This window comes from Rhizobium sp. R86522 (genome assembly GCF_042466255.1).
GTDB lineage: Bacteria > Pseudomonadota > Alphaproteobacteria > Rhizobiales > Rhizobiaceae > Allorhizobium.
In genome coordinates, this window is the sequence record NZ_JAXHBX010000001.1 from 4,196,858 (window position 1) to 4,214,161 (window position 17,304).

The window sequence follows — 17,304 nt, forward strand, 5'->3', positions numbered from 1 at the left end:
CCGAACTTGTCCGTTGTTACCGACAGATTTCGTAGACCGGTTTCTCGGCGACCGCAATCAATGAACAGGTTCCATGACATCCAAACTGCGCATCCTCGGCATCGAAACGAGCTGTGACGAGACGGCAGCAGCCGTCGTTACGCGGCTTTCTGACGGCTCGGCCGTCACCGAGGCGGATGTCGTGCTGAGCCAGCTGGACGAACACAGCGCCTATGGTGGCGTGGTACCGGAGATTGCCGCCCGCGCCCATGTCGATGCGTTGGACACGCTGATCGAGGAAGCGCTCAAGCGCGCGAGCATCACGCTCGCCGAAGTCGATGCGATCGCCGCCACGTCCGGTCCCGGCCTGATTGGCGGCCTGCTTGTGGGGTTGATGACCGGCAAGGCGATTGCGCGCGCAACGGGCAAGCCGCTTTATGCCGTCAACCATCTCGAAGGCCATGCGCTGACGGCGCGCCTCACCGATGGCGTTCCCTTCCCATACCTCATGCTGCTTGTTTCCGGTGGTCATACGCAGCTCGTTCTGGTCAAGGGCGTCGGAGACTACGAGCGCTGGGGCACGACGATTGACGATGCTCTCGGCGAGGCCTTCGACAAGACAGCGAAGCTGCTCGGTCTTCCCTATCCCGGGGGGCCGGCTGTCGAGCGGGCCGCAGCCACGGGCAATCCCAAGCGCTTTGCCTTTCCCCGGCCTTTGGTCGGCGAGGCGCGTCTCGACTTTTCGTTTTCGGGCCTCAAAACCGCCGTGCGTCAGGCGGCAGAAGGCATCGCGCCTGTCACCGATCATGACATTGCCGATATCTGCGCCTCCTTCCAGCATGCCATTTCGCGCACGCTGAAGGATCGCATCGGCCGTGGCCTGCAGCGCTTCAAGGAAACATTCCCCGAAGTGGCCGAGCCCGCGCTGGTCGTCGCCGGCGGTGTGGCTGCCAACAAGGAAGTACGCCAGACGCTCGACACGCTCTGCGGCGAGCATCGCTTCCGCTTCGTCGCGCCGCCGCATCATCTGTGTACTGATAATGCCGTCATGATCGCCTGGGCAGGCCTGGAGCGCATGGCGCTCGGCATGCCCTCGGATGATCTTGCAGTCGCCCCCCGCTCGCGCTGGCCGCTGGACCAGGATGCCAAGGCCTTGCTTGCCTACGGCAAGCGGGGAGCCAAGGCATGAGCGGGATGCAGCGTATCGCCGTGATCGGCGCAGGTGCCTTCGGCACGGCGCTTGCGGCCGTGGTGGCGCAGACGGGCAGGGCGGAAGCCCTGTTGGTCGGTCGCGATGCCTCGGTCATGGCTGATCTCGCCGCAAGCCGAATCCATGAGGCTGCATTGCCGGGCATTCAATTGCCTGCATCGCTATCCTTTTCCGCACGGCCGGAAGATCTCGGCGAGGCCGATATCGTGCTCTTCGCCATGCCGTCCCAGGCGCAGATCGCGGCTGCAGAATCCTTTGGGCCACACCTGAAGCCGGGCGTGCCGGTCGTCATCTGCGCCAAGGGGATCGAGAAGCAGAGCTCACGTCTGCTCACCGACGTGCTGGAAACGGCTCTTCCCGGCCATCCGATCGCCATGCTTTCTGGCCCCGGCTTTGCGGCTGATATCGCCAAAGGCTTACCGACGGCCATGGCGATCGCTGCAGAGGACCTGTCCCTTGCCGAACAACTCGCCAAGGCGATCTCCGGCCAGACCTTCCGTCTTTATGCATCGGACGACCGGATCGGTGTGCAGCTCGGCGGCGCGCTGAAGAACGTACTCGCCATTGCCTGCGGCATCGTCGAGGGCATGGGGCTTGGTGATTCGGCGCGGGCAGCCCTGATCGCCCGTGGCCTTGCTGAGATGTCGAGACTGGTCGATGCGATGGGCGGGCGAGGCGATACGGTGCGGGGTCTGTCAGGCCTCGGTGACCTAGTGCTGACCGCGACCAGCCACCAGTCCCGCAATCTGCGCTTCGGTATTGCGCTCGGCAAGGGCGAACCCATAGGCTCCCAGCAGGGATCGCTCGTGGAGGGTGCCTTTGCGGCTGCGGTCGCTGCACGCCTCGCCGAAGGTCACCAGATCGAGATGCCGATCACGGAAGCCGTTGCCGCGATCATCGATGGCAGACTGGACATCCCGACCGCGATCACCCAACTGATGTCGCGACCGATCACCACCGAATAAGAGACCCTTGAGGAGAGAAAAGATGCTGTTTGCCGTCATCTGCGCCGACAAGCCTGGACACCTGAACCTTCGGATGGAAACGCGTCCGCCGCATGTCGAGTGGCTGAACGGGCTCAATGCCGCCGGCCAGTTGAAGATCGCCGGCCCGTTCCTCGACGCGGACGGCAAGCCCTGCGGCTCGATGCTGATCATCGCAGCCGACGACATCGAGGCCGCCAAGGCGCTGGCAGCACAAGACCCCTATGCCAAGGCCGGCCTGTTCGAGACTGTTGAGATCAAGCCCTATAACTGGGTCTTCAACAATCCGGAGGCGTGAACGGCATGGCATTCTGGCTCTACAAGTCCGAACCCTTCAAGTGGTCCTGGGAAATGCAGAAGGCCAAGGGCGATGTCGGGGAAGAGTGGACCGGCGTTCGCAATTATCTCGCGCGCAACAACATGCGGGCGATGAAGATCGGCGACAAGGGCTTCTTCTACCATTCCAACGAGGGTCTGGAAGTCGTCGGGATCGTCGAAGTCTGTGCGCTCTCTCATCCGGATTCGACCGCCGAGGGGGATGCCCGCTGGGACTGCGTCGACATCCGCGCCGTCTGCGACATGCCGAAGCCGGTCAGTCTTAAGGACGTCAAGGCGAACGAGAAACTGTCGAAGATGGCGCTTGTTACCTCTATGCGGCTCTCGGTCCAGCCGGTGACGGACGACGAATATTTCGAGGTCTGCCGCATGGGCGGTCTCGATAATCCGCCCGTCTGATCTCCTCGTGAAGACAGATCCTGATCGGTTCATCCTCGAAAACACCAGCGTGCTGTCGCCGCCGCATGTGCCGGAGATACGTCTGCACCTTGCAAGCGAGGTGCATGATCTCTGGATGAAAACCGAGGAGGATCTGGAAGCGATCGGTCTGCCGCCGCCGTTCTGGGCCTTTGCCTGGGCGGGCGGCCAGGGGCTCGCGCGCTACATCCTCGATCATCCGGAAACGGTGAGGGGGAAACGCGTTCTTGATTTTGCCAGCGGTTCGGGAATGGTGGCGATTGCAGCTGCCCTGTCGGGTGCAGCCGCGGTGGTGGCCGCCGATATCGATCCCTGGGCGAAATGTGCGGTGCGGCTGAATGCCGCTCTCAATGGCGTGAGCATCGATTTCACCAATGACGACCTGATCGGCCGATCCGTCGATGTCGACGTGATCCTTGCCGGCGATGTCTTCTATGAGAGCGATTTTGCGAAGGCGCTGGTCGCCTGGTTCAGCGCCACTGCGAAGGATGGATGTCTCGTCCTGGTCGGAGATCCCGGACGCAGCTATCGCCCGATTGAAAATCTCGAGTCGCTGGCGACCTATGAGGTGCCTGTCACGCGCGTTCTGGAAGACAGCGAGATCAAGAAGACGACCGTCTGGCAATTTCTCTAGTTTCTTGGCCGGATCACGCAGACACCGGCCTCGAACGAGCAGGCCTCATCCGGATTTTCGGTAGAAATTTCAATGATTTTCGCCTTGGGCGCACGATAGGCAATGACTTGCGGCCTCAAGCCCCTGTCGATGGCGAGGAACACCCCGTTGCCCTTGATGCGCAGCCCCGAGACGCTGCCAACGAAGGTGCCGATGCCGGGGATGACAGACGGAAGACCGTTGCTGCCGATCACCGCCTGGCCCTGGGATTTGTAATGGCCATGGCCTCGGTCATGCCGCTCCCCGGCGAGGCCGACATCGGCGGTGGAGATGAGCGCGATGGCCGCAGTTGTCAAAACGGAACCATACTTTAGCATGCGGCAACCTCCGGGACGCAGTTAACAAATCGTTAACCCAACATGCCGCAACTGGTTGCTAAAGTCATCCATCTCAACGCTTTTTTCGTATGGAAGAATGCGGTTCGCATGGACGCTAAAGGTCTGTTCACGCGAATCGATTAAATTGAAATCGTCAAGCGAATGTGCTTGTCGTCCGGGGTTTCGAGGATTAAACGTCCCCCTGATGCAATGCCACAAACGTTATGACGCATTGCAAACAATATGTCCGGACTCTCGGACCGCATCGAGACGCCGCGAGGTTTAGATGGCGAATGTGACTAAAAACCGGCCTCTGTCGCCGCACCTGCAAATCTACAAGCCTATCCCCACAATGATCATGTCGATCCTGCACCGTATCACCGGTGCGGCGCTTTATTTCGGCACGATCCTCGTGGCTTGGTGGCTTGTGGCAGCCTCAACGGGCGCCGAATACTTCGAGTGGGTCAACTGGTTCATGGGAACCATCATCGGCCGCCTGATCCTGTTCGGCTATACCTGGGCACTCATCCATCACATGCTCGGCGGTCTGCGCCACCTGATGTGGGATGTCGGCTACGGCTTCGACAAGCATTTCTCCACGAAGCTCGCCAAAGCAAACATCATCGCATCCGTCGTCCTGACGATCCTCGTCTGGGTCGTTGCCTATATCATTCGCACCTGAGGCACCATTCCATGGATATGCGCACTCCGCTCGGCAAGGTCCGCGGTCTCGGCTCGGCCAAGGAAGGCACCGAGCATTTCTGGCGTCAGCGCGTCACGGCCGTCGCCAACATCCCTCTGATCCTCTTCTTCGTCGGCTTTCTGGTCATGTACAACGGCCAGCCCTATGCCGAAGTGGTTGGCGCATTGTCGCACCCGCTTGTTGCCGTCGTCATGGCTCTGGTCGTGCTGTCGGCACTGATCCATATGAAGCTGGGCATGCAGGTGATCATCGAGGACTATGTCCATGCCGATATCGCCAAGCTTTTGCTTCTGATGCTGAACACGTTCTTTGCAATCCTGATCGGTGGCCTCTGTCTTTTCGCCATCTTGAAGATCGCATTCGTAGGGTAAATCAACATGGCAACCATTCATAACTTCGCCCAGACCGGCAAGGCCTACACCTATGTTGACCATTCCTACGACGTCGTGGTCGTCGGTGCCGGTGGCGCCGGACTGCGCGCGACGCTCGGCATGGCCGAACAGGGCTTCAAGACGGCTTGCATCACCAAGGTTTTCCCGACCCGTTCGCACACGGTCGCTGCTCAGGGCGGTATCGCCGCCTCGCTGAACAACATGACGCCCGACTGCTGGCAGTGGCACCTTTACGACACCGTCAAGGGTTCCGACTGGCTCGGCGACGTTGACGCCATGCAGTATCTCGCCATGGAAGCGCCGAAGGCGGTCTATGAGCTCGAGCATTACGGCGTGCCCTTCTCGCGTAACGAGGAAGGCAAGATCTATCAGCGCCCCTTCGGCGGTCACATGCAGAACTATGGCGAAGGCCCGCCGGTGCAGCGCACCTGTGCTGCCGCCGACCGTACCGGCCACGCCATCCTGCACACGCTCTACGGCCAGTCGCTGCGCAACAATGCCGAGTTCTTCATCGAGTATTTCGCGCTCGACCTGATCATGTCTGATGATGGCAGCCGCTGCACCGGCGTCGTTGCCTGGAACCTCGACGACGGCACCATCCATCGCTTCTCCGCGAAGATGGTCGTGCTCGCGACCGGCGGCTATGGCCGTGCCTATTTCTCTGCAACGTCCGCTCACACCTGCACCGGTGACGGCGGCGGCATGATCGCCCGCGCGGGCCTTCCGCTGCAGGACATGGAATTCGTCCAGTTCCACCCGACCGGTATCTACGGCGCCGGCTGTCTGATCACCGAAGGCGCACGCGGCGAAGGTGGTTACCTCGTCAACTCTGAAGGCGAGCGCTTCATGGAGCGCTATGCTCCTTCGGCGAAGGATCTCGCCTCGCGTGACGTTGTCTCGCGCTGCATGACGATGGAAATCCGTGAAGGCCGCGGCGTCGGCAAGAACAAGGACCACATCTTCCTGCATCTCGATCACCTCGATCCGGCCGTCCTGCACGAGCGCCTGCCGGGCATTTCGGAATCGGCGAAGATCTTCGCCGGCGTTGATGTGACCCGCGAGCCGATCCCGGTTCTGCCGACGGTTCACTACAACATGGGCGGCATTCCCACGAACTACTGGGGCGAAGTGCTGAATGCCGACTCCAACAATCCGGAACGCATCATTCCGGGCCTGATGGCTGTCGGTGAAGCCGGTTGCGCCTCGGTGCACGGTGCGAACCGTCTCGGCTCCAACTCGCTGATCGACCTCGTGGTCTTCGGTCGTGCGGCTGCGATCCGGGCTGCTGAGGTCATCGACCGCACGTCGCCGATCCCGGCGCTGAATGTTGCCGCCTGCGACAAGATCATGGATCGCTTCGACAACACGCGTCACGCTTCGGGTCAGACCCCGACCGCTGTGCTGCGCGACAAGATGCAGCGCGCCATGCAGGACGATGCGGCCGTGTTCCGCACGCAGGAATCGCTCGAAAGCGGTTGCAATCGTCTGTCTGCGATCTGGAAGGAACTGCCGGACATCAAGGTCACCGACCGTTCTATGATCTGGAACTCTGACCTGGTCGAGACGCTCGAACTGCACAACCTGATGGCCAATGCGATCACCACGGTCTATGGCGCCGAGGCTCGCAAGGAGAGCCGTGGTTCGCATGCCCGAGAAGACTACACGTCCGGTCCGTATGGCGGTCGCGACGACGAGAACTGGCGCAAGCATACGCTGGCCTGGGTCTCGGAAGCGGGTGACGTCAAGCTCGACTACCGCCCTGTCCATACCGAGCTCATCGCTGAAGGCATCGATCCCAAGAAGATCGCGCCCAAGGCTCGCGTCTACTGATTTGAGGACCTCATCATGGTAGAACTCGCTCTCCCCAAGAATTCCCAGGTCACCGAAGGCAAGGTCTGGCCGAAGCCGGCCGGTGCCAAGAACGTTCGCGAATACCGGGTCTATCGCTGGAGCCCGGATGACGGCGCCAATCCGCGCATCGATACCTATTACATCGATGTCGACGATTGCGGCCCGATGGTTCTGGACGGCCTTCTCTACATCAAGAACAATATCGACCCGACGCTGACGCTGCGTCGTTCGTGTCGTGAAGGCATCTGCGGCTCGTGTGCGATGAACATCGATGGCACGAATACGCTTGCCTGCACCAAGGGCATGGATGAGGTGAACGGAACCGTTAAGGTCTATCCGCTGCCACATATGCCTGTGGTCAAGGATCTCGTGCCTGATCTCTCGAACTTCTACGCCCAGCACCGTTCGATCGAGCCTTGGCTGCAAACGGTGTCCCCGCCTCCGGCGAAGGAATGGAAGCAGAGCCACGAGGATCGTCAGAAACTAGACGGTCTCTACGAGTGCATTCTCTGCGCCTGCTGCTCGACCTCCTGTCCGAGCTACTGGTGGAACGGCGACCGTTATCTCGGTCCGGCCGTGCTGCTGCAGGCCTATCGCTGGCTGATCGACAGCCGCGATGAAGCGACCGGCGAGCGCCTCGACAATCTCGAGGATCCCTTCCGCCTCTATCGCTGCCACACGATCATGAACTGCGCCCAGGCCTGCCCGAAGGGTCTGAACCCTGCCAAGGCGATTGCCGAGATCAAGAAGATGATGGTCGAGCGTCGCGCCTGAGCCACATTGTCAAAAGAATGAGAGGCCGCCCGGGAACCGTTTCGGGCGGCCTTAATTTATCCTTATAGTGCCGGCTATCGATCGAACGTGATATGGAACTTGATTAACCATATTCGCGTAACATATCTAAAACTCAGTTGTACGGCAGGTTGCGGCAAAGGTCGCGAGAGCGGGAGTATAATGATGAAATTCAGCCATGCAGTCACCGGAGCAGCCATCCTTCTGGCGCTCGCGGGGTGCCAGCGTACATCCTACAGCAACATGAATGCTGCGAACAGCGCCCTGCCTCCGCTGCAGGCCCAGCCGGTTCCATCGGTGCAGTCCGGCCAGCTTCCTCCTCCGGGTGCGACAGATCCCAACCAGTTTCCCGCTGCGCCAGCGACGACTGCTGCGGCCGTGGGAACGGCGGTCGCGCCGGCAACCGCGCTTGACGTCACCAAGGAATCGATGGTCGGCAACTGGCGCGTCCAGAGCGCTGGCGCAAGCTGCGACATGTTCCTGACGCTCACCAATCTCGGCAGCGGCTCGCGTGGCGGCACCCGCGGTTGCGCCGGCGAACTCACGGCGATGGGTTCCTGGGAAGTGTCAGGTAAGTCGGTTGTCCTCAAGGACCGCAACGGCAACACCATCGGCAGCCTCTACAAGACGGCCGACGCCCGGTTCGACGGCAGCACCGCGTCCGGCCAGCCGGTCAGCCTGAGCCGCTGAACCTCCTCTTATACCTGCGGTGGCCCGCTCGGGGCCACCCTCCCGGCGGGACATTTTCTCCATGCAGCCAGTTCCTGACTACGGCTTAAGCGTCGTCGAGCAATTGCGCGCGATGACGGAGGCGGGAACACTTCAGCCCGACCGCTACCAGTTTGGCGTTGCCGAAAAGCTCGACCGGATCCTGACGGAGCTGAAGGCGCGCAAGCCGGCGGCCAAGAAGAGTGCGCTCGGCTGGATGTTTGCCCGGGCACGCAAGCCAGAGATCCCGATCAAGGGTCTCTATATCCATGGCAGCGTCGGCCGCGGCAAGACCATGCTCATGGACCTGTTCTTCCGGCTTGCACCCATCGAGAAGAAGCGCCGCGCGCATTTTCACGAGTTCATGGCCGATGTGCATGCCCGTATCCATGCCCACCGCCAGAAACTGAAGGCCGGCGAGACAAAGCAGGCCGATCCCGTGCCGCCTGTGGCGGAAGCGCTTCGCGAAGAGGCGCAGCTTCTCTGCTTCGACGAATTCACGGTGACCGACATCGCCGATGCGATGATCCTGGCGCGGCTCTTCACCGAGCTTTTTGCGCGGGGTTGCACGCTTGTGGCGACGTCGAATGTCGAGCCAGACAACCTATATCGTGATGGGCTGAACCGTGGGCTATTCCTGCCCTTCGTCGATCTGCTGAAAAAGAACGTCGATGTCTCGACGCTCGATTCTCCCACAGACTACCGTCTCGAAAAGATGGAGAGCCTACCGGTTTACATTGCGCCCCTCGATGACGCACCGAAGATGATGGACATCGCCTGGAAGCGTGTGACAGAGGGTGCCCGGGAGGTGCCTACATCGATCGAGATGAAAGGGAGAGCCATCGCGGTCCCGCGGGCCGCCGGTCGGGCTGCGCGCTTCAGCTTTCACGATCTCTGCGAGCGACCACTCGGCGCGTCCGATTATCTGGCGATCGCCAAGCGTTTCGACATCGTCTTCGTCGAGGGTATCCCGCATCTCGGCCCAGAAAAACGGAATGAGACGAAACGCTTCATCATTCTGATCGATGCGCTCTACGACTCCAGTGTTCGGCTGTTCGCCTCTGCCGTTGCGATGCCGGAAACTTTGCTCACGGAGAAGAAGGGCACCGAAGGCTTTGAATTTGATCGAACAGTTTCGCGTCTCTTCGAAATGCGGAGCGCAGATTATCTGGAGCTGCACCAGTCAAAACGTCAAAATCATGACGGCTCGGTGACATAATCTTTGACGTTTACGTAAGAATTTTATGTTCTAACCGATTGAAATTGATACACCGAAAATTATCGTTTGCGGTTTAGACCCTTTGGAGCTATGCGGTTTGTCCACAAGGGCAGGCTAACACTCGCCCTCGGCCTTGGTCGCGGATCCAAAAGGAAGTCTACAATGGCGCGCAAGAAGATCGCTCTTATCGGTTCTGGAATGATTGGTGGAACGCTGGCGCATCTCGCCAGTCTGAAGGAACTGGGCGACATCGTCCTGTTCGACATTGCTGACGGCATCCCCCAGGGCAAGGGTCTCGACATTGCCCAGTCCGGTCCGGTCGAGGGCTTCAATGCCAAGCTTTCCGGCGCGAGCGATTACGCCGCCATCGAAGGCGCCGACGTTTGCATCGTCACTGCCGGTGTTGCCCGCAAGCCGGGCATGAGCCGCGATGACCTGCTCGGTATCAACCTCAAGGTCATGGAACAGGTTGGCGCCGGCATCAAGAAGTATGCCCCGAACGCCTTCGTCATCTGCATCACCAACCCGCTCGACGCGATGGTCTGGGCGCTGCAGAAGTTCTCGGGCCTCCCGACCAACAAGGTCGTCGGCATGGCCGGCGTTCTCGACTCTGGTCGTTTCCGCCACTTCCTGTCTGAAGAATTCAACGTTTCCGTCCAGGACGTCACCGCCTTCGTTCTCGGCGGCCACGGCGACACCATGGTGCCGCTCGCTCGTTACTCGACCGTTGGCGGCATCCCGCTGACCGACCTCGTCAAGATGGGCTGGGTCACCAAGGAGCGCCTCGAAGAAATCATCCAGCGCACCCGTGATGGCGGCGCCGAAATCGTCGGCCTGCTGAAGACCGGTTCGGCCTATTATGCACCTGCTGCTTCCGCCATCGAAATGGCTGAGTCCTACCTCAAGGACAAGAAGCGCGTTCTGCCCTGCGCCGCCTACCTCACCGGCCAGTACGGCGTTAAGGACATGTATGTCGGCGTACCGGTCGTCATCGGTGAAGGCGGCGTCGAGCGCATCATCGAAATCGACCTGAACAAGGCCGAAGAAGAAGCCTTCCAGAAGTCTGTCGGCGCCGTTGCCGGCCTCTGCGAAGCCTGCATCAACATCGCGCCGGCTCTCAAGTAATTGCCATTTCGCCCAAAACAGGGACACGACAATGAACATTCATGAATATCAGGCCAAGGCTCTTCTGAAGAGCTTTGGTGCACCGGTCGCCGAAGGTGTGGCCATCTTCTCCGCAGAAGAAGCCGAAGCCGCCGCAAAGCAGCTTCCTGGCCCGCTCTACGTGGTCAAGAGCCAGATCCATGCTGGCGGCCGCGGCAAGGGCAAGTTCAAGGAACTGTCGCCGGACGCCAAGGGCGGCGTACGCCTCGCTTTCTCGATCGACGAAGCCAAGAGCCACGCCAAGGAAATGTTCGGCAACACGCTGGTGACTGCCCAGACCGGCGACGCCGGCAAGCAGGTCAACCGTCTCTACATCGAAGACGGTGCCGACATCGCTCGCGAACTCTACTGCTCGCTGCTCGTCGACCGCTCGGTCGGCCAGGTTGCCTTCGTCGTTTCGACCGAAGGCGGCATGGACATCGAAGCCGTTGCCCATGACACGCCGGAAAAGATCCACACGATCGCCATCGATCCGGAAGCCGGCGTCACCGACGCCGATGTTGCCAAGATCTCGGCTGCTCTGGAGTTGACCGGTGCTGCTGCCGAAGACGCAAAGTCGCTCTTCCCGATCCTCTACAAGGCCTTCGTCGAGAAGGACATGGCGCTGCTCGAAGTCAACCCGCTGATCGTCATGAAGAATGACCATCTGCGCGTGCTCGACGCCAAGATGTCCTTCGACGGCAATGCGCTGTTCCGCCACGACGACGTCAAGGCGCTGCGCGACGAGACCGAAGAAGACGCCAAGGAAATCGAAGCCTCGAAGTGGGACCTCGCTTATGTGGCCCTCGACGGCAATATCGGCTGCATGGTCAACGGTGCCGGTCTCGCCATGGCGACGATGGACATCATCAAGCTTTACGGCAAAGAGCCGGCAAACTTCTGCGACGTCGGCGGTGGCGCCGGCAAGGAGAAGGTCGCGGCTGCCTTCAAGATCATCACCGCTGACCCGAAGGTCGAGGGCATCCTCGTAAACATCTTCGGCGGCATCATGAAGTGCGATGTCATCGCAGAGGGCGTCGTTGCCGCTGTGCAGGAAGTCGGCCTGAAGGTTCCGCTCGTCGTGCGCCTCGAAGGCACCAATGTCGAACTTGGCAAGAAGATCCTGAACGAATCCGGCCTCGCGATCACCGCGGCCGACGATCTGGACGACGCTGCCAAGAAGATCGTCGCGGCGATCAACGGCTAATCTGAGGAACCTATTCGATGTCAATTCTTGTAAACAAGAACACCAAGGTCCTCGTTCAGGGCCTGACCGGCAAGACCGGCACCTTCCACACCGAACAGGCGCTCGCCTACTACGGCACGCAGATGGTCGGCGGTATCCATCCGAAGAAGGGTGGCGAAAACTGGACCGGCTCCAAGGGTGAAACCCTGCCGATCTTCGCGACCGTTGCCGAAGCCAAGGAAAAGACCGGTGCAGATGCATCCGTGATCTACGTTCCGCCGGCCGGTGCAGCCGACGCCATCATTGAGGCGATCGACGCCGAGATCCCGTTCATCACCTGCATCACCGAGGGTATCCCGGTCATGGACATGGTGCGGGTCAAGGCCAAGCTCGACAAGTCCAAGTCGCGCCTGCTCGGCCCGAACTGCCCGGGTATCCTGACGCCGGAAGAGTGCAAGATCGGCATCATGCCGGGCTCGATCTTCCGCAAGGGTTCGGTCGGTATCGTCTCGCGCTCGGGAACATTGACCTATGAAGCCGTGTTCCAGACCTCGAACGAAGGTCTCGGCCAGACGACCGCTGTTGGTATCGGCGGCGACCCGGTCAAGGGCACCGAATTCATCGACGTGCTGGAGATGTTCCTGGCCGACCCGGCCACGACCTCGATCATCATGATCGGCGAAATCGGCGGCTCGGCTGAAGAAGATGCAGCCCAGTTCCTGATCGACGAAGCCAAGAAGGGCCGCAAGAAGCCGATGGCCGGCTTCATCGCAGGCCGGACTGCTCCGAAGGGCCGCACAATGGGCCATGCCGGTGCTGTCGTTTCCGGTGGCAAGGGCGATGCGGAATCGAAGATCGAAGCCATGGAAGCGGCCGGCATCAAGGTTTCGCCTTCGCCGGCACGTCTGGGCAAGACCCTGGTCGAAGTCCTCAAGGGCTGAGACCTGACAAAAATCAAGCCAGGCGAAGGGTTGGTCCGCCAATCCTTCGCCTGGACTTCGCATATCTGGGACGATTCGCAGTTTTTGACGATCGCGAGCGGCAGGCCGGGCATCCGGCCATCAATTCTAGTCGGGAGGCGAGCCGAGAGGTTCGCAAAACACCATGGGTAGGCAAGAAGCCAACGAGCAGTTTCTGATCACGTCCTTCCTCGACGGATCGAATGCGGCCTATATCGAGCAGCTTTACGCGCGTTACGAGGAAGATCCCTCATCGGTTTCCGACGAGTGGCAGGCTTTCTTCAAGGCGCTGGCCGATAATCCGACCGATGTGAAGAAGGCCGCCAAGGGCGCCTCCTGGCAGCGCAAGAACTGGCCGATCGCCGAAGGTGGCGATCTCGTCAACGCGCTCGACGGCAACTGGGGCGTGGTCGAAAAGGTCATCGAAAAGAAGGTTCAGGCCAAGGCAGAAGCGACCGCCGCTTCGACCGGAAAGTCTGTTTCGGAATCTGAAGTCCTGCAGGCAACGCGCGATTCCGTCCGCGCCATCATGATGATCCGTGCATACCGCATGCGCGGTCACCTGCATGCCAAGCTCGACCCACTCGGTCTCGCCGCTCCGGTTGATGACTACAACGAGCTTTCGCCGACCGCTTACGGCTTCACCGAAGCCGATTACAGCCGCAAGATCTTCATCGACAACGTGCTGGGTCTGGAATACGCCACGATCCCGCAGATGCTCGACATCCTGCAGCGCACCTATTGCTCGACGCTCGGCGTCGAATTCATGCACATCTCCAATCCGGAAGAAAAAGCCTGGATCCAGGAGCGCATCGAAGGCCCCGGCAAGGGTGTCGAATTCACGCCGAACGGCAAGAAGGCCATTCTGCAGAAGCTGATCGAAGCCGAAGGCTTCGAGCAGTTCATCGACGTCAAGTACAAGGGCACCAAGCGCTTTGGCCTCGACGGTGGTGAATCGCTGATCCCGGCGCTTGAGCAGATCATCAAGCGCGGTGGCCAGGAAGGTCTCGAGCAGGTTGTTCTCGGCATGGCCCATCGCGGTCGTCTGAACGTCCTGACCAACGTCATGCACAAGCCGCATCGCGCGGTCTTCCATGAATTCAAGGGCGGTTCCTTCAAGCCCGACGAAGTCGAAGGCTCGGGCGACGTGAAGTACCATCTCGGCGCTTCCTCCGACCGCGAGTTCGACGGCAACAAGGTTCACCTGTCGCTGACGGCCAACCCGTCGCACCTGGAAATCGTCAACCCTGTCGTCATGGGCAAGGCCCGCGCCAAGCAGGACCAGCTCGCCAAGATCTGGGAAGGCGATGTCATTCCGCTGAAGGAGCGCGCCAAGGTTCTGCCGCTTCTCCTGCATGGTGATGCAGCTTTTGCCGGCCAGGGTGTGACTGCGGAAATTCTCGGCCTGTCTGGCCTGCGCGGCCACCGCGTGGCCGGCACGCTGCACGTGATCATCAACAACCAGATCGGTTTCACCACCAATCCGGCTTTCTCGCGTTCGTCGCCCTATCCGTCCGACGTCGCCAAGATGATCGAAGCGCCGATCTTCCACGTCAATGGTGACGATCCGGAAGCCGTCGTCTATGCGGCGAAGGTTGCGACCGAATACCGTATGAAGTTCCACAAGCCTGTCGTCGTCGACATGTTCTGCTACCGCCGCTTCGGTCACAACGAAGGCGACGAGCCGAGCTTCACCCAGCCGAAGATGTACAAGGAAATCCGTGCCCACAAGACCGTGGTCAACATCTATGGCGAGCGTCTGATCGCCGAAGGTCTGATCACCGAGGGCGAACTCGAGAAGATGAAGGCCGACTGGCGCGCCCATCTCGAGCAGGAGTTCGAGGCCGGCCAGAGCTACAAGCCGAACAAGGCCGACTGGCTTGATGGCGCATGGTCGGGTCTCCGGACCGCCGACAATGCCGACGAGCAGCGTCGCGGCAAGACCGCCGTGCCGATGAAGCAGCTCAAGGAAATCGGCCGCAAGCTGTCGACCATTCCGGAAGGCTTCAAGGCACACCGCACGATCCAGCGCTTCATGGAAAACCGGGCCCAGATGATCGAGACCGGCGAAGGCATCGACTGGGCCATGGGCGAAGCACTCGCCTTCGGTTCGCTCTGCCTCGACGGCCACAAGATCCGTCTGTCCGGCCAGGATTGCGAACGCGGCACCTTCTCGCAGCGCCACTCGGTTCTCTACGATCAGGAGACCGAAGACCGCTACATCCCGCTCGCCAATCTGGCCCCGAACCAGGCTCGTTACGAAGTCATCAACTCGATGCTTTCGGAGGAAGCCGTACTCGGCTTCGAATACGGCTATTCGCTGGCTCGTCCGAATGCGCTGACGCTCTGGGAAGCCCAGTTCGGCGACTTCGCCAACGGTGCACAGGTCGTGTTTGACCAGTTCATCTCGTCAGGCGAACGCAAGTGGCTGCGCATGTCCGGTCTCGTCTGCCTTCTGCCGCATGGCTATGAAGGTCAGGGTCCGGAGCACTCTTCCGCCCGCCTCGAGCGCTGGCTGCAGATGTGCGCCGAAGACAACATGCAGGTCGCAAACGTCACGACGCCGTCGAACTACTTCCACATTCTGCGCCGTCAGATGAAGCGTGACTTCCGCAAGCCGCTGATCATGATGACGCCGAAGTCGCTGCTGCGCCACAAGCGTGCCACGTCGAGCCTTGCCGAGATGGCTGGTGAATCTTCGTTCCACCGCCTGCTGTGGGACGATGCCGAAGTCATCAAGGACGGTCCGATCAAGCTGCAGAAGGATGCGAAGATCCGTCGCGTCGTCATGTGTTCCGGCAAGGTCTATTACGATCTTCTGGAAGAGCGCGAAAAGCGCGGCATCGACGACATCTACCTGCTGCGCATCGAACAGCTCTATCCGTTCCCGGCCAAGGCGCTCATCAACGAGCTCTCGCGCTTCCGCAATGCGGAGATGGTCTGGTGCCAGGAAGAGCCGAAGAACATGGGCGCCTGGTCGTTCATCGATCCGTATCTGGAATGGGTGCTTGCCCATATCGACGCCAAGTACCAGCGCGTACGCTACACCGGTCGTCCGGCTGCTGCCTCGCCGGCAACCGGCTTGATGTCCAAGCACCTTGCCCAGCTCGAAGCCTTCCTCGAGGACGCACTGGGCGGTTGATCCGCCCAGTCACTCCCTCGCAGACCGAAACGTTCTCTGACCAACGGAATTGAGATCATGGCCACTGAAATCCGCGTACCCACCCTCGGCGAATCCGTCAGCGAAGCCACTATTGGCACCTGGTTCAAGAAGGTCGGTGACACCGTCAAGGCCGACGAGCCGCTCGTCGAACTGGAAACCGACAAGGTGACTGTCGAAGTCCCGTCGCCGGTCTCGGGCGTTCTGACTGAAATCGTCGCCCAGAACGGCGAAACCGTCGGTCTCGGCGCGCTGCTCGGCCAGATCGCTGAAGGTGCTGCCGGTTCTGCTGGTGCAGCTGCTCCGGCCCCTGCCGCCGCACCGGCTCCTGCTGCAGCCACTGCTCCGGCGGCCGCTGCTCCGGCTGCTCCCTCGGCCATGCCGGCTGCTCCGGCCGCCGCCAAGCTCGCTGCCGACAACAACATCGCGACCTCCGACGTCGACGGCTCCGGCAAGCGTGGCCAGGTGCTGAAGGGCGACGTGATCGCCGCCATCGCCAAGGGCGTCTCCGCTCCGGCACCGGCTGCCACCCCGGCTGCTCCGCGTCCGGCCTCTTCCGGCGACGACGCATCGCGCGAAGAGCGCGTGAAGATGACCCGCCTGCGCCAGACGATCGCCAAGCGCCTCAAGGACGCCCAGAACACGGCTGCCATGCTCACCACCTATAACGAGGTGGACATGTCGGCCGTGATGGCCCTGCGCAACCGCTACAAGGACATCTTCGAGAAGAAGCACGGCGTGAAGCTCGGCTTCATGGGCTTCTTCACCAAGGCCGTCACGCATGCGCTGAAGGAACTGCCGGCCGTTAACGCCGAAATCGACGGCACCGACATCATCTACAAGAACTACTGCCACATCGGCGTTGCCGTCGGCACGGACAAGGGCCTGGTCGTTCCGATCGTGCGCGATGCCGACCAGATGTCGATCGCCGAGATCGAAAAGGACATCGGCCGTCTCGGCAAGGCTGCCCGTGATGGTCAGCTGTCGATGGCCGACATGCAGGGCGGTACCTTCACCATCTCCAACGGTGGCGTCTACGGTTCGCTGATGTCCTCGCCGATCCTGAATGCACCGCAGTCGGGTATCCTCGGCATGCACAAGATCCAGGAGCGTCCGGTCGTCGTCGGTGGCCAGATCGTCATTCGTCCGATGATGTATCTCGCGCTCTCCTACGATCACCGCATCGTCGACGGCAAGGAAGCAGTCACCTTCCTCGTTCGCGTCAAGGAAAGCCTCGAGGATCCGGAACGTCTGGTTCTCGACCTCTAAGGAAAAC

The 17,304-nt window shown here is 60.8% G+C and carries 17 protein-coding genes; 16 read left to right on the top strand and 1 reads right to left on the bottom strand.

Going from position 1 to position 17,304, the window contains the following annotated elements:
- Positions 1-73: 73 nt before the first annotated feature.
- From tsaD to SJY08_RS20290, 5 genes are read left to right on the top strand one after another with little or no spacing between them, the layout of a single operon-like run.
- Positions 74-1,168, top strand: a complete 1,095-nt coding sequence (gene tsaD / locus SJY08_RS20270; RefSeq protein WP_377277876.1) for a tRNA (adenosine(37)-N6)-threonylcarbamoyltransferase complex transferase subunit TsaD — start codon at positions 74-76, stop codon at positions 1,166-1,168.
- Entirely contained in the window at positions 1,165-2,154 is a 990-nt protein-coding gene (locus tag SJY08_RS20275; RefSeq protein ID WP_377277878.1) for an NAD(P)H-dependent glycerol-3-phosphate dehydrogenase, read from the top strand. Before tsaD ends, SJY08_RS20275 begins: the two co-directional genes overlap by 4 nt.
- Positions 2,155-2,176: 22 nt before the next feature.
- Positions 2,177-2,470: a YciI-like protein gene (locus tag SJY08_RS20280; protein WP_054150399.1), complete on the top strand. Its 294-nt coding sequence runs from the start codon at positions 2,177-2,179 to the stop codon at positions 2,468-2,470.
- Between the two features lie 5 nt (positions 2,471-2,475).
- Positions 2,476-2,907: an EVE domain-containing protein gene (locus tag SJY08_RS20285; RefSeq protein WP_054150400.1), complete on the top strand. Its 432-nt coding sequence runs from the start codon at positions 2,476-2,478 to the stop codon at positions 2,905-2,907.
- Positions 2,908-2,914: 7 nt separating this feature from the next.
- Positions 2,915-3,559, top strand: coding sequence for a class I SAM-dependent methyltransferase (locus SJY08_RS20290; protein ID WP_377277881.1), 645 nt, complete (start codon positions 2,915-2,917; stop codon positions 3,557-3,559).
- On the opposite strand, the gene SJY08_RS20295 is transcribed toward SJY08_RS20290, so the two are convergent.
- The gene (locus SJY08_RS20295) at positions 3,556-3,915 is read right to left on the bottom strand and encodes a hypothetical protein (protein WP_377277883.1); all 360 of its coding nucleotides are present in this window, start codon (positions 3,913-3,915) and stop codon (positions 3,556-3,558) included. The two genes, SJY08_RS20290 and SJY08_RS20295, sit on opposite strands and share 4 nt — an antisense overlap.
- Before the next feature lie 286 nt (positions 3,916-4,201).
- Here SJY08_RS20295 and sdhC point away from each other — a divergent pair, with 286 nt between their 5' ends.
- The 11 genes from sdhC to odhB all read left to right on the top strand — a co-directional run bounded on the left by sdhC (position 4,202) and on the right by odhB (position 17,297).
- Positions 4,202-4,597: a succinate dehydrogenase, cytochrome b556 subunit gene (sdhC, locus tag SJY08_RS20300; protein WP_069042870.1), complete on the top strand. Its 396-nt coding sequence runs from the start codon at positions 4,202-4,204 to the stop codon at positions 4,595-4,597.
- An 11-nt stretch (positions 4,598-4,608) separates the two neighbouring features.
- Positions 4,609-4,989, top strand: coding sequence for a succinate dehydrogenase, hydrophobic membrane anchor protein (sdhD, locus tag SJY08_RS20305; protein WP_054150404.1), 381 nt, complete (start codon positions 4,609-4,611; stop codon positions 4,987-4,989).
- Positions 4,990-4,995: 6 nt separating this feature from the next.
- Positions 4,996-6,840 (top strand): succinate dehydrogenase flavoprotein subunit, encoded by a 1,845-nt coding sequence (sdhA, locus tag SJY08_RS20310; protein ID WP_054150405.1) that lies wholly within the window; start codon positions 4,996-4,998, stop codon positions 6,838-6,840.
- Between the two features lie 15 nt (positions 6,841-6,855).
- Entirely contained in the window at positions 6,856-7,635 is a 780-nt protein-coding gene (locus SJY08_RS20315) for a succinate dehydrogenase iron-sulfur subunit (RefSeq protein ID WP_054150406.1), read from the top strand.
- Between the two features lie 183 nt (positions 7,636-7,818).
- Entirely contained in the window at positions 7,819-8,343 is a 525-nt protein-coding gene (locus tag SJY08_RS20320; protein WP_054150407.1) for a protease inhibitor Inh/omp19 family protein, read from the top strand.
- Between the two features lie 61 nt (positions 8,344-8,404).
- Positions 8,405-9,580, top strand: a complete 1,176-nt coding sequence (gene zapE, locus SJY08_RS20325) for a cell division protein ZapE (RefSeq protein WP_377277886.1) — start codon at positions 8,405-8,407, stop codon at positions 9,578-9,580.
- Positions 9,581-9,742: 162 nt separating this feature from the next.
- Positions 9,743-10,705, top strand: coding sequence for a malate dehydrogenase (gene mdh / locus SJY08_RS20330; protein ID WP_054150409.1), 963 nt, complete (start codon positions 9,743-9,745; stop codon positions 10,703-10,705).
- Between the two features lie 31 nt (positions 10,706-10,736).
- Positions 10,737-11,930 (top strand): ADP-forming succinate--CoA ligase subunit beta, encoded by a 1,194-nt coding sequence (gene sucC / locus SJY08_RS20335; protein WP_377277889.1) that lies wholly within the window; start codon positions 10,737-10,739, stop codon positions 11,928-11,930.
- Between the two features lie 17 nt (positions 11,931-11,947).
- Positions 11,948-12,850 carry a succinate--CoA ligase subunit alpha gene (gene sucD, locus SJY08_RS20340; RefSeq protein ID WP_006724463.1) on the top strand — a complete coding sequence of 301 codons (903 nt, stop codon included), beginning with the start codon at positions 11,948-11,950 and terminating at the stop codon, positions 12,848-12,850.
- Positions 12,851-13,013: 163 nt separating this feature from the next.
- Entirely contained in the window at positions 13,014-16,010 is a 2,997-nt protein-coding gene (locus SJY08_RS20345; protein WP_377277891.1) for a 2-oxoglutarate dehydrogenase E1 component, read from the top strand.
- 57 nt (positions 16,011-16,067) lie between these two features.
- Positions 16,068-17,297 carry a 2-oxoglutarate dehydrogenase complex dihydrolipoyllysine-residue succinyltransferase gene (gene odhB, locus SJY08_RS20350; protein WP_377277893.1) on the top strand — a complete coding sequence of 410 codons (1,230 nt, stop codon included), beginning with the start codon at positions 16,068-16,070 and terminating at the stop codon, positions 17,295-17,297.
- Positions 17,298-17,304: the final 7 nt, after the last annotated feature.

Bases quoted from the DNA above. Each gene is read 5' to 3' on its own strand.
- tsaD (WP_377277876.1), top strand. From the start codon at position 74: ATGACATCCAAACTGCGCATCCTCGGCATCGAAACGAGCTGTGACGAG.
- SJY08_RS20275 (WP_377277878.1), top strand. From the start codon at position 1,165: ATGAGCGGGATGCAGCGTATCGCCGTGATCGGCGCAGGTGCCTTCGGC.
- SJY08_RS20280 (WP_054150399.1), top strand. From the start codon at position 2,177: ATGCTGTTTGCCGTCATCTGCGCCGACAAGCCTGGACACCTGAACCTT.
- SJY08_RS20285 (WP_054150400.1), top strand. From the start codon at position 2,476: ATGGCATTCTGGCTCTACAAGTCCGAACCCTTCAAGTGGTCCTGGGAA.
- SJY08_RS20295 (WP_377277883.1), bottom strand. From the start codon at position 3,915: ATGCTAAAGTATGGTTCCGTTTTGACAACTGCGGCCATCGCGCTCATC.
- sdhC (WP_069042870.1), top strand. From the start codon at position 4,202: ATGGCGAATGTGACTAAAAACCGGCCTCTGTCGCCGCACCTGCAAATC.
- sdhD (WP_054150404.1), top strand. From the start codon at position 4,609: ATGGATATGCGCACTCCGCTCGGCAAGGTCCGCGGTCTCGGCTCGGCC.
- sdhA (WP_054150405.1), top strand. From the start codon at position 4,996: ATGGCAACCATTCATAACTTCGCCCAGACCGGCAAGGCCTACACCTAT.
- SJY08_RS20315 (WP_054150406.1), top strand. From the start codon at position 6,856: ATGGTAGAACTCGCTCTCCCCAAGAATTCCCAGGTCACCGAAGGCAAG.
- SJY08_RS20320 (WP_054150407.1), top strand. From the start codon at position 7,819: ATGAAATTCAGCCATGCAGTCACCGGAGCAGCCATCCTTCTGGCGCTC.
- zapE (WP_377277886.1), top strand. From the start codon at position 8,405: ATGCAGCCAGTTCCTGACTACGGCTTAAGCGTCGTCGAGCAATTGCGC.
- mdh (WP_054150409.1), top strand. From the start codon at position 9,743: ATGGCGCGCAAGAAGATCGCTCTTATCGGTTCTGGAATGATTGGTGGA.
- sucC (WP_377277889.1), top strand. From the start codon at position 10,737: ATGAACATTCATGAATATCAGGCCAAGGCTCTTCTGAAGAGCTTTGGT.
- sucD (WP_006724463.1), top strand. From the start codon at position 11,948: ATGTCAATTCTTGTAAACAAGAACACCAAGGTCCTCGTTCAGGGCCTG.
- SJY08_RS20345 (WP_377277891.1), top strand. From the start codon at position 13,014: ATGGGTAGGCAAGAAGCCAACGAGCAGTTTCTGATCACGTCCTTCCTC.
- odhB (WP_377277893.1), top strand. From the start codon at position 16,068: ATGGCCACTGAAATCCGCGTACCCACCCTCGGCGAATCCGTCAGCGAA.